Raw genomic sequence first — 12,116 nt, forward strand, 5'->3', positions numbered from 1 at the left:
AACGTGGATCAGAATGCCCAGCACGAGCAGCCCAGCGCGCCCCAGAACGTGCTTTCGTCCGACGTCGGCACGCCCGAGGTCCACGCCTTTGCATGCGCATGGCCATGCACGCCGCACGAACTGGCGCAGCCGCACGCGGTGTTCAGCGCCAGCGCCTTCGCTTGAGGGCGCGGCTGATACTGGCTGCCATGACGGGCCGGCGACCAGTCCGGCATGGCCGGCGGAATCTCCGGCGACAGCTTGCCGAACTCGCTATCGCCATAGACCACTTTGCCGCCGAGGATCGTCATCACCGAGGTGATGTCCTGGATCTCGTCACCCGGCACGCTGAAGTAGTCCTGCGACAGCACCGCCAGGTCGGCCAGCTGACCCACCTTGATCTGGCCCTTCTTGCCCACTTCAGACGAGAACCACGTGTTGGCTTCGGTCCACAGCCGCAGCGCCGTGTCGCGGTCCAGCAGGTTGGCCTGCGGATACATCGACATGCCGCCGACGGTCTTGCCGGTGGTCAGCCAGTACAGCGACACCCACGGGTTGTAGGACGCCACGCGCGTCGCGTCCGTGCCGGCACCGACCTTGACGCCCTTCTCGAGCATCTTCTTGATCGGCGGCGTGGCTTCGGCGGCGCGGGCGCCATAGCGCTCGACGAAGTACTCGCCCTGGTATGCCATGCGGTGCTGCACGGCAATGCCGCCGCCCAGCGCGGCGATGCGGTCTATATTGCGGTCGCTGATGGTCTCGGCGTGGTCGAAGAACCAGTTCAGGCCGTCAAACGGGATGTCCTTGGCGACTTTCTCGTAGACGTCCAGCGCACGCGTGATGGTCTCGTTGTAGGTGGCATGCAGGCGCCACGGCCAGCGCTTTTCCGCCAGCAGGCGGATAACCGGCTCCAGATCGGCTTCCATCGACGGCGCCATGTCGGGGCGCTCGACACGGAAGTCCTCGAAGTCGGCCGCCGTGTAGACCAGCATTTCGCCGGCGCCATTGTGGCGGTAGAGGTCATCGCCCTGGCCTGGCTTGACGGTCGACGTCCAGGTCTTGAAGTCGCTCAGTTCTTCCTTCGGCTTCTGCGTGAACAGGTTGTACGCCAGCCGCACCGTGAGCTGCCCGTCCTTGTGCAGCTCCTCGATGATGTTGTAGTCCTCGGGGTAGTTCTGATAGCCGCCGCCGGCATCGATCACGCCGGTCACGCCCAGCCGGTTCACCTCGCGCATGAAGTGGCGCGTGGAGTTCTTCTGGTATTCGGGCGGCAGCTTCGGCCCCTTGGCGAGCGTCGCATAGAGAATCGTCGCGTTCGGCTTGGCCAGCAGCAGCCCTGTGGGATTGCCGCGCGCGTCGCGCACGATCTCGCCACCCGGCGGATTCGGCGTGTCCTTGTTGTAGCCCACTGCGCGCAGCGCGGCGCCGTTCAGGATGGCGCGGTCATAGAGGTGCAGGATGAATACCGGGGTATCGGGCGCCACGGCGTTCAGTTCCTCGATGGTTGGCAAGCGTTTTTCCACGAACTGGTGTTCCGTGAACCCGCCGACCACGCGCACCCATTGTGGGGCGGGCGTGCGCGCCACCTGTTCCTTGAGCACGCGCATCGCATCGGCCAGCGAACGCACACCGTCCCAGCGCAACTCCATGTTGTAGTTCAGGCCGCCGCGGATGATGTGCATGTGGCTGTCAATCAGCCCGGGAATGGCCCGCCGGCCGTTCAGGTCGATCACGTTTGTCTGCGGCCCGGAGAGCTTCATGATGTCCTGGCGCACACCCACCCCCACGAAGCGGCCGTCGCGGATTGCGACCGCGTCGGCCTGCGGGTTGGACTTGTCGAGCGTGGCGAACTTGCCGTTGACGAGGATCAGGTCGGGAGTCGGGTTCGGGGTCATGGCGAGAAGATCCGAAGAGGCTGCCGCACCGAGGGCGGCAGCAGAGGCGATGAATTGCCGGCGGGTAACTGACATCGCGGCTTAGCTGTTCAGAAAGGCAAGCAGGTCGGCATTGACCTGATCGGCGTTGATTACGCACATGCCATGCGATGCGCCCGGGTAGACCTTGAGCGTGGCGTTCTTGACGATCTTGGCCGACAGGCGGGCCGAATTGTCGATGGGCACGATCTGGTCGTCGTCACCATGCAGGATCAGCGTCGGCACGGTGATTTTCTTCAGGTCCTCGGTGTAGTCCACCTCTGAGAACTCCTTGATGCATGCGTACTGGCCCAGAATGCCACCGGTCATGCCCTGTGCCCAGAACGCATCGATGGTGCCCTGCGAAACCTTTGCGCCGGGGCGGTTGGAGCCGAAGAAGGGCGTAGTCAGGTCCTTGTAGAACTGCGAGCGGTTCTCCGTCACGTTCTTGCGGATGCTGTCGAACACTTCCATCGGCAGCCCGTTCGGGTTGGCCGCGGTCTTGAGCATGATTGGCGGCACCGCGCCGATTAATACCGCCTTGGCCACGCGCTTCGTGCCATGACGGCCGATGTAGTGCGCCACTTCGCCGCCGCCGGTGGAGTGGCCAACCAGTGTGGCGCCTTTGATGTCGAGGGCGTCCAGCAGCGCGGCCAGGTCGTCGGCGTAGGTGTCCATGTTGTTGCCCTGCGCGGGCTGGTCCGAACGGCCATGGCCGCGACGGTCATGGGCGATCACGCGAAAGCCCTTCTGCACCAGGTACAGCATCTGGGCGTCCCAGGCGTCGGCATTGAGCGGCCAGCCGTGCGAGAACACTACCGGGCTGCCCGTGCCCCAGTCCTTGTAGAAGATGCGCGTGCCGTCTTTGGTCGTGACGTAGTGGCCCTGCTTCGTGGCGCGGCTGCTGGCCGGCGCGGCTTGCGCGGCCGTGGGCGTCAGTGCGGCAAGCGACGCCACCGATGCGGCCGCGGCGCCAACAGTGCTACCTACCAGCAGTTGCCGGCGCGATGCATCGATGTTGTGACCGTGTTCCTGGATGTGTTCTATTTGCATGATTAGGGCTAGCCGAAAGTTGGCTCGAAATGCTGGATGAAAGAGATCGCTGGTTGCATCGGCCTATACACGGAAATCGTGCGTAGGCCGATGACTATCTTCTTCTTGATCAGCGTTTAGCGTGCGGGCACCGGGGCGATGGATTCGTGCCCCGTAGCCGTGCGCTGGGCGGCCTTGTGGACCATCGTGTACGCGTAGTCGACACCCATGCCATAGGCGCCCGAGTGTTCCTTCACCAGCTTCATTACGGCGTCATAGGTGTCGCGGTGGGCCCAGTCGCGTTGCCATTCGAGCAGCACCTGCTGCCAGGTCACCGGCACCACGCCGGCCTGGACCATGCGTTGCATGGCGTAGTCGTGGGCTTCCTTGCTGGTGCCGCCCGAGGCGTCGGCGACCATGTAGATCTCGTAGTTGCCTTCGAGCATGGCGCACAGCGCGAAGGTGGTGTTGCAGACCTCAGTCCACAGGCCGGCCACGATCACCTTGTTGCGGCCGTTGGCCTTGAGCGCATCGCGCACCTTCTGGTCGTCCCACGAGTTCATCGAGGTGCGCTCCAGCGTCTTCTGGTCCGGGAACACGTCGAGCAGTTCCGGATAGGTGAAGCCCGAGAACGACTCGCTCTCGACGGTGGTGATCGTCGTCGGGATATTGAAGATCTTTGCCGCCTTGGCCAGGCCGACGACGTTGTTCTTCATCGCCTGGCGGTCCATCGACTGGACGCCGAAAGCCATCTGCGGTTGATGGTCGATGAAGATCAGCTGGCTGTTCTGCGGGGTGAGGACTTCAAGATTGGGATTGGACATTGCGTGCTCCTGTTGGGGGCGAGAGTAGGGCTGCCGCGGCACCAGCCGCCGCGACAGAGCCGCGTCGGGGCGGCTAGGCATAAGGGCCGCGACTGGCGTTTGTATCCGAATCGCAACCTGACGCAAGAATAGCCGGCGCTGTCGGTCATGGCCATTGTCGATTCGTATTAGTCGTGCGCGGCCTTGGTTTCATCGCGACGCCGCCAGGGCCGTGCCACAGCAAACGGGAATAGCTTCGCCGGCCCTTGCGGCGTGGGGGAGACATAGCTGTGTGCGACTCTGATGTGCCGCACCCTGCATACTGGCAGGCTGGGGCTGGCTCCAAGATCCACGCCGAACTAACCCCATGGTATAAGTATTCAGGACCCGGCAATGTGATGTAATATAATGTTTTGCTGGGGTCATGCCAAATTGGCGTGAGTGGGCCTGCCCAGACCCCGCGTACCGATGAGTGCACTGGAGATTGACTGTGACAATCGACAGCTTCATAACCGCGGACACCAGTGCGAGTGATGAAGCGATGGTGCTAATCGTTGATGACGACGCGATGCTTCGCGGCGCGTTGGAGAACCTCTTCCGATCAGTCGGGATGCGCGTCGCACTGTTCGCATCCGCTGCCGAACTGCTAGCATTCGCGTTCCCGGACGCGCCCACTTGCCTTCTGCTCGATGTCAGGCTCCGCGGGCAGAGTGGCCTGGACCTACAGACTCGGCTGTCCCAAATGGACATCCAAATCCCAATCATTTTTATGACTGGTTACGGCGACATCCCCATGACCGTTGCCGCTATGAAGGCTGGTGCTGAGGATTTTCTGGCGAAGCCATTCCGCGAGCAGGACCTGCTCGATGCCGTGGCGGCTGCCTTGCAAAAGGATCAGCATCGCCGCCATGGCATGCGTAAGCTGGATGAACTGCGAGCCAACTACCAGAGCCTGACGCCGCGTGAGGGCGAGGTCATGCGCATGGCGGTGACCGGTCTGCTAAACAAGCAGATCGCTAGCGAGCTAAGTATCAGCGAGGTCACCGTGAAAATTCATCGCGGCCAGGCCATGCGCAAGATGAAGGCACGCACCTTTGCCGAGCTTGTATTGATGGCACAGCAGCTCGGCATTTGCGAGTCGCCGCTTTGAGTCCCTGTAGCCTCCCGCCGTCGGCGGGAGGCATCTAGTCTTGACGCTGCAGGGTGAACTGAAACACGGCGCCGTAAGGCACATTGGGGCTCGCCCACAGCCGCCCTCCGTGTGCCTCGATGATCAACCGGCAGATCGCCAGACCCATGCCCAGACCCTCCGCCTTGGTAGTGAAGAAGGTCTGGAAAACCCGCTCCAGATCTTGGGGCTCCAGCCCGATGCCAGCATCCTGAACGGCAACCAGCACAGCCCCCGATGCGTCGAGGCGCGACCGAATCAGCAGTTCCCGCGGCCGCTCTGCCACCTCTTTCATTGCCTCGATGCTATTCATCATCAGGTTCAGGAGCACCTGCTGCAACTGCACCCGGTCACCCACAACCGGCGGCAGGTCAGGCGCCAGCTCCGTCCGGAGCAGGACTTGATGGCGGCCTACCTCTCCCTGGATCAGGGCATTCGTGTCTTCGATAAGGGTGTTCATGTCAAGGCGCGCCGTGACGACGGCCGTCTTCTTCAGCAGCGCACGCATTCCTCCAATCACTGCGCCAGCCCGATGGCCATCCTGAACGATGCGCCCCAACGTCTCTCGCACCTCGCCGAGATCGGGCGGCTGGCGAGCGATCCAGCGCAGGGCCGCATTGGCGTTGGTGACGATGGCGGTCAACGGCTGGTTGACCTCGTGAGCGATCGAGGCTGTCAGCGCGTTCAACGTCGTCACGCGGGTAACGTGTGCAAGTTCGGCCTGTGCCTGGTGCAGCGCCTGCTCGGCGCGCTTGCGCTCGGTTAGATCAAGTATGTAGGAGACACCTTGGTCCCCACCCTCTTCGAATGTCGCGCACCCTAGCAGGACGAGCACGCGGCTTCCATCCTTGCGGAAGAACTCTTTTTCGAACGGCGGCAAGGTCCCGCTGATCCGAAGGTCCTGGACCAACCTTGCGTCACGCTCGCGCCAGTCCGGGGGCGTCAGGTCCGTCCAGCGCAAAGGGGCTGAGGCGAGGTCCTCGCGGTCGTAGCCCAGCATGCGGAGGAACGCGTCATTGGCCTCGAGGATTCGGCCGTCCATGTGCCAGATGCAGATCCCGATGATGTTGGCCTCGACCAAGCGCTGAATCTTCGCTTCGCGTTGTGCGAGATCCCGGTACAAACAAGTAATCTCCAGCGCGGTCGCCGCCTGCGAGGCGAGCAGCTTCAGCACGGTGGTGCGGGTTGGCACGAAGACGCGTGGCGCGAGGTTGTTCTCGAGGTAGAGCACACCGACGAGCTTGGCCTGCGTAAGCAACGGGAGGCAGAGAACGGATCGGGCATGATGCTGCAGAATGTACGGATCGGCGGAAAATGGGTTCTGTGTCGCGGCATTGTCGAGATTTATGTTCTCGCGGGTGCGCAGGACATAGTGGAGCATTGATACCGGCAGCGCAGTCGCAGTCACGCTCTCGTCGCGGAGCTGCACCGTGACAGTATCGCCACCGGTCGTAGCCTCTGCCGCAATGCGCTGCTCGTCCCCTCGGGGCAAGATCAGCAGCCCCCGTTCCGCGCCGGCCTGTTCAATCGCGGTGCGCATGAGTGTGTCGAGTAACTTGTCCAGGACGATCTCGCCCGAGACCGCCTGCGTCACGGCAATCACGGTGGCGAGGTCCAGGTGTTCGACCGGTGCGCCGATTGTCATCGTCGGTGCGGGCGCCCGCTCTTCCCCACAGAGGTGCGGATACAACGCATCAAGTTGCCGCACCTTACCATCGGCGCCCCAGCGGAGATAGCTGTGGCGGGCGTCCTGCAAATACACGCGTGCAACCTTCTCGAAGCCACGGCCGGCATAGAACCGCGCGGCCAACTCGTTGGCGAGCGCCTGGTTATGGATGAAATCATTGTCCTGTGCGGAGCGGATGGCCTGCTCGTAGAGGCCCATCGCATCAACTTCGCGCCCATCTAGGCGGGCGATTTCCGCGCCAACCAATGCGGCTCTGTTCTCGAAATTCTCTGGGCAATGCTCGGCCCAGATAAGGAGCTGGCGATGATGGGCGGCCAATGCCTCCAGGTGCTGGGCCCGTTGTGGCGCGTCGGCCGTGCCGCAGCATGCGGCCCGCGCCAACGCGGCGTAGAAGTGGTATTCCGCCTGCTCGAAGAACGATGGCGATGTCCAGAGGAGACGTTTTGCCCTGTCCGCCGCCGCTATGGCGGCTGGGTGGTCGCCGGCGAGGAAGCGTGCCTGCAGTTTTCGGATCCAGTACCAGCAGGTGGCGAGCGTGGGGCCCGGAGCCTCATCCAGATACCGCTCAAACTGCTGCTCGTCGAACTCATCATCATCGAAGACCCCGAAGACCGGGGTCAGGCCGCGCAGAGTTCGCGCTAGCTGGAGCTGGGGGGTAGCCCGGTCGACGGCGAGACCGAACCTCGCCCGGCGCGCGAAGTCGATCGTGGCCTCAGCTTCGTTCTGCACCTCGGCAAGCGGATCGCCGCACGCGAGCAACTGCGTAATGAGGTTGTTGCGCGCGAAGGACGCGTAGGTGAGGTCACCGAGCTTGCTGGCCACGTCGAAAGCGCGCCGCACCAGGCTGCGCGCGGCTCGGATGGGTTGTGTCCATTGCATCACGTGGCCCCCGAAAGCCTGGTAGACGCGGGCCCTGAAACGGTCCAGCCCGCGCTGCTCGACCAGGTTCAGGCCGAGCTGGCCGAAGCGGAATGCCGCCTTGTAGTCGCCGGATTGAGGCCCCAGGATCATGCCGAGCCAGGTATAGGCGAGGCACGACGCGTCGCTGTTGCCATGCTCGAGGCTGAGGTTTGCCATCCGTCCGATGATGAGGGAGCCCAAGTTCACGTCGGTATACCAGGCCGGCAGCATTAGCGCAGTCAGGACATCCATCGTCTCGCTCGCGACCGCATTGGTCAGCAGCGGTAGGTCGAGCAGCGCCTCGATCGGGCGGTCGCCAAGCTGCCGCCAAATCCGATCGTATTCCTGTAGAACCTCCTCATCTGTCGGGTGTGCCGAACATTGGATGCCGGCGCGGCACAGGTAGTCGAGGCCCACCTCGACGGCGCGCTCGCGCTGGCCGATGGCCAGAAACAGCTCCAGCCGCAGCTGGGTGACGGAGGCTAGATCGGGGAGGCTGGCGGCACGGCGCGCGAGCTCGGCCAGGCGCGCGTCCGCCGCGGCCGACGCGCCGGTCAGAAATTCGCATTCGGCGAGGTGGAACTCGAACGCGAAAGCAAACTTGGGCCGGTGCTTCCAGGCGTCCCCCTGCACGAGCGCTGCACCGGCGGTGAGATAGGTCAGCGCCGAGGCGTAGGCCGTGGACGCCTTGGCGCGCTGGCCTGCGAGCAGATTCAGCTCAGCCACTTGCTCCCGCTCCTCGGCTGCAGTGACGAGGTCGGCGCCGCGGTTGAGCTGGCCGACGATATCGAAGACACGCTCCGCTATTGCCTCAGGCGGCGTGCCCGCAGCGAGCCGTCTGCCAATAGCGAGGTGCGCTGCCGGCCGCGCGCCTTCAGGAATCAGCGCGTAGGCCGCCTCCTGGATACGATCGTGCAGGAATCTGTAGGTATTTCCCAAACGCAACACATGTCCGGCGCGTACCGCTGGCCACAGAGACGCGTCAAGCTCCGCCTCGCTGGCATCCTGGACCATGGCCAGGATAGCGATCGTCGCGTCATTGCCGAGACACGCCAACTGCTTCAGAGCGTTGCGGGTCGCCGCGGGAAGGCGCCTCAGCTTGGCGAGCATGAGATCGGCCACATTGTCGGTGAAGCCCTTGGCCCGAATCTGCTCAAGGTCCCAAGACCAGCGCGCGCCATGATGATCGAAAACGAGCAGCCCCTCTTCGGTCAGGGCGGTGAGGAACTGGATGGCGAAAAATGGGTTACCGCCGGTCTTCTCCTGCACCAGGCGGGCCAGAGGTGCGGCGTCCCCTGGTGCGCAATGCAAGGCATCGGCGACGAGTCTGCTTACATCGTCGAACCCAAGGGGGGAAAGTGCGATGTCATTTACCCGCGCTCCGGCCTGGCGGATTGCCGACAATCGCAGTAGCAACGGATGTCCGGGCTTGACGTCGTTATTCCGATAGGCTCCGATAAGCAGCACGTGGCGTACCTCCGGCTGGGTCGCCAGATACTCGAGCAGATCAAGTGTTGCCGCATCCACCCACTGCAGGTCGTCTAGAAAGAGTGCCAGCGGATGCGCGGGTTGGGCAAAGACGGCAAGCAGGCGCTGGAAAACCATCTGGAATCGGTGCTGTTCGTCGCGCGGCGGCAGCTCCGGAACCGGCGCCTGCGGCCCTAGAATCAGCCCGAGCTCGGGTATGAGCGACACCATGAGGCCGCCATTCGGGCCAAGCGCCTCCTCCAGTGCGGCGCGCCATGGCGCCAAGTCGGCCTCGCTCTTGCCCAGTAGTGGGCGGATCAGATTCTGGAAAGCCTGTGCCAAAGTCGCATACGGGATGTCTCGCTTGTACTGATCGAACTTGCCCGAGGCAAAGAGGCCATTCCTGAGAACCAGTGCGCTGCGCAACGCAAGCACGGCCGAGGTCTTCCCAACACCGGCGTAGCCGGAGACCAGCACAATCTCTGGCGTGCCCTGGGTCACCACCCTATGGAAGGCAGCGAGCAAGGTCTCAATCTCGCGCTCCCGTCCGTAGAGCCGTTCCGGAATCAACGGCCGATCAGGGAGGTCATGCTCACCAAGCGGGAAGGAGTCAACGCGTCCCAGGCTTTCCCATGCGGTCAGGCTGCGCCGTAGATCGGCCTCCAGCCCGGCTGCCGTCTGGTAGCGCTCCTCCGCCGTCTTGGCGAGCAGCTTCATCACCATGGCGGAGAGCAAGGCCGGGATCGATGGTACCCGCTCCGCCGGCGGCACTGGCTGCCGGGCGAGATGGCTGTGCAACAGATCCATCGGGTCGTCGGTGGCAAACGGTAGCACGCCCGTGAGCATTTGATAGAACGTGACGCCGAGCGAATAGAGGTCGCTCCGCGCGTCGATTGGCCGGTTCATGCGTCCGGTCTGCTCGGGGGCCATGTAGGCCAGCGTGCCGGCGATCTCTCCCGGTGGCGCCAGTAGCTGGCGCTCGCGCGACAGGCGCGAGGCAATGCCGAAGCCCGTGAGCCGTGCCTCGCTAAGGGCATCGTTCACCAGGATATGGGCCGGCTTGAGGTCCTTGTGTATAAGACCCCGCCGGTGGAGCTGGTCCAGGGCCGCGGTGATGCTGACGGCCAGACGCAAGAAACGACCCACCTCCATGGGGGCGCTCAGTAGCCCGGCAAGCGGCTCACCGCCGGGGTCCTCAAGCAGCAAAACAGTCCGCCCATGTTCCCGCACAAGTTCTAGCGGCCGCACTGCCCAACTGGCGTCCAACTCACCCTGTAAGCCGTATTCGTGTGCGAGGCGAGTGAGGCTAGAGGGCAGCGGGTGCTCGGCTGCGGGCCACACAGCCAGCACGGCCTTCGGCTCGCCATCTGGGCCGAGTCGCGAGCCTCGACCGACAACGCGATCGCCGTCCTCCCATGCGACCTGGAAGCCGACGCCCGCCACAGTGCCGAAGGAAAACAATGAGTTCATCTGATGTTCCGCTCTCAAATCGGTAACTGCCTTTGGTGTTTCTGGACCGGATGCATCAGACATAATGCCTCCGCAACCGTCGTACCGGTGAGCTGGTCACGGCGGCCGAGCGAAGCAATTTTGCCACGTTGACGCCTTAACGGTGTTTGACCGCGGTGGCATCGCCATCATCGAACTCGAGAACGATCGTGCATCGCATGTCGGCTCTCCGTCTCTTTGATACCGGGACGATAATCCGATGCAGGGCGGCATCCCAGGGTTTTTGACGGCTTCCCCGTTGTTCCGGTTATGCACTCTCCTTCGCTGCCGGTGCATAGGGCGCGCTATCAATATGATTGCCTCCCGATTCCGGGTGCCGTAACTTGGGCGCATCCTGCCGGATGCACCCACTCTAGTCGCCGCCCGGTGGCCTTTGCCTTCAGTTCGGCCACTTCCACTTTGGTGCGCGCCAGGTCGATCGCCGGCGTGAACAGGAAGTTGGCGTTCTGGATGACTAAGTCGCGACCTTTGCCCGAACCCGCGGCGTTCAGGATCGGCGGGCGCTCGCCGTGGCACGGCTTGGGCAGCCCGTAGATGTCCTTCAGGCCCGCGCGACCCTGACCGATCTGGTCCAGCGTCGCGATCTGCTTGGCCACCACCGCCGGGTGGTTGGCCGCGGTATGGATGGTGGCAAATACCGTCAGGTTCTTCGTCTGCGCCAGCAGCCCAGCGGCCCATGTGATCGTCTCCAGCACCGAATCGGCAGGTGGCAAACGTGCCCAGTGCAAAGTCCTAGAAGCTTTCTCATGCGTATCTCCCGGCCAAGTAGCTTTCCTGAAGCATGCGCCGCACACGAATAAAGCGGCGCCCGTACTGCCCTGAAAAACCCGCGCACGCAACGTGCGCCGCGCTGACAATGCCCAAGACCTCGAGTAACTCCACGCCATCCGCGAAAATCGCCCGCACTGCCGAGCAACATCGCTGGCACCTAGCGACGGATGATTTCAGCGTCGAGATCATCTTCATGGGACGGGCCCCATGCCGCGACCACTACCTGATCCGACGCCACCGTCGCGCGCGACGATTCGCACCATTCACCAACTGGGCGAGCGCATTCGAGCCACCCTCGCAGGGGAAGGGAAGCCCATTGACCAGGCGGCGAGGCATTGCGGTGTCTCTGTCGGCATGCTGTCCAAGCCCGAAAATGGCAAGGGCGTCAATCTCGAGCATGTCCTGCGGGTGCTGGGCGGACTGGGTTTGACGATGCTGGTCGTATCCAAGGCGCATGCGGCTTGGTGCGGCTCATGCGGCCCAGATCGGCGAGGATGCGGCCAGGGAACAGCATGCCTGGCTGAAACAGTAGAGACGCGATCTGTGATGGTCTAATCAGGATGGGCGTCCTGATCGGTTGGGCGTTGTCGCATAAATCCGGCTGGTGCTAGCTGACGTTTACATGCAACAGCCAGGGTGGCACGTCTGCTAACTTTCCGGGGACTTGCGTAGATTCTCGACTTTTTCCCGAGAAGATGCGCAAGGACGAACACAGGCGAAGCGAGCCGAAAGGTGTCGATCGAGTCAGGAACTGGGCGAGCTACAACGCTGGCTTGATTGCGAGAGGCGACGTGACGATGTGGATTGACGGTAAGCGCTAAATCCAGCACACCTTGAGTATTCAAGGAGTTCCGGACTTTGGGCGACGATCAGTCTCGCTCAGGCTG

The 12,116-nt window shown here is 63.2% G+C and carries 6 protein-coding genes and 1 pseudogene; 2 read left to right on the plus strand and 5 right to left on the minus strand.

Translation table 11 applies throughout. The features are described 5' to 3' along the window. Positions 1-8: 8 nt before the first annotated feature. The 3 genes from ACGLHR_RS34840 to ACGLHR_RS34850 form a co-directional block, all read right to left on the minus strand. Entirely contained in the window at positions 9-1,874 is a 1,866-nt protein-coding gene (locus ACGLHR_RS34840; protein WP_400099595.1) for an amidohydrolase, read from the minus strand. A gap of 81 nt (positions 1,875-1,955) precedes the next feature. Next, on the minus strand, positions 1,956-2,945 hold the full coding sequence (locus ACGLHR_RS34845) for an alpha/beta fold hydrolase (RefSeq protein ID WP_400099597.1): 990 nt from the start codon (positions 2,943-2,945) through the stop codon (positions 1,956-1,958). A 116-nt stretch (positions 2,946-3,061) separates the two neighbouring features. Beyond that, positions 3,062-3,748, minus strand: coding sequence for a hydrolase (locus ACGLHR_RS34850; RefSeq protein ID WP_045239908.1), 687 nt, complete (start codon positions 3,746-3,748; stop codon positions 3,062-3,064). A 520-nt stretch (positions 3,749-4,268) separates the two neighbouring features. Between ACGLHR_RS34850 and ACGLHR_RS34855 the strand changes: the two genes are divergently transcribed. Beyond that, complete coding sequence (locus ACGLHR_RS34855; protein ID WP_400099606.1) at positions 4,269-4,877, plus strand: response regulator transcription factor; 609 nt, start codon at positions 4,269-4,271, stop codon at positions 4,875-4,877. A 34-nt stretch (positions 4,878-4,911) separates the two neighbouring features. Here ACGLHR_RS34855 and ACGLHR_RS34860 read toward each other — a convergent pair whose 3' ends face one another. Beyond that, entirely contained in the window at positions 4,912-10,419 is a 5,508-nt protein-coding gene (locus ACGLHR_RS34860; RefSeq protein ID WP_400099600.1) for an AAA family ATPase, read from the minus strand. Between the two features lie 326 nt (positions 10,420-10,745). Beyond that, positions 10,746-11,153: an LLM class flavin-dependent oxidoreductase gene (locus ACGLHR_RS34865; protein WP_400099602.1), complete on the minus strand. Its 408-nt coding sequence runs from the start codon at positions 11,151-11,153 to the stop codon at positions 10,746-10,748. A 771-nt stretch (positions 11,154-11,924) separates the two neighbouring features. Here ACGLHR_RS34865 and ACGLHR_RS34870 point away from each other — a divergent pair. Continuing rightward, positions 11,925-12,038, plus strand: a pseudogene (locus ACGLHR_RS34870) (IS5/IS1182 family transposase); the annotation flags it as partial. Positions 12,039-12,116 lie beyond the last annotated feature (78 nt).

Origin of the sequence: Cupriavidus sp. CuC1, from assembly GCF_044627735.1 — a bacterium.
Taxonomy (GTDB): Bacteria; Pseudomonadota; Gammaproteobacteria; order Burkholderiales; family Burkholderiaceae; genus Cupriavidus; species Cupriavidus ulmosensis.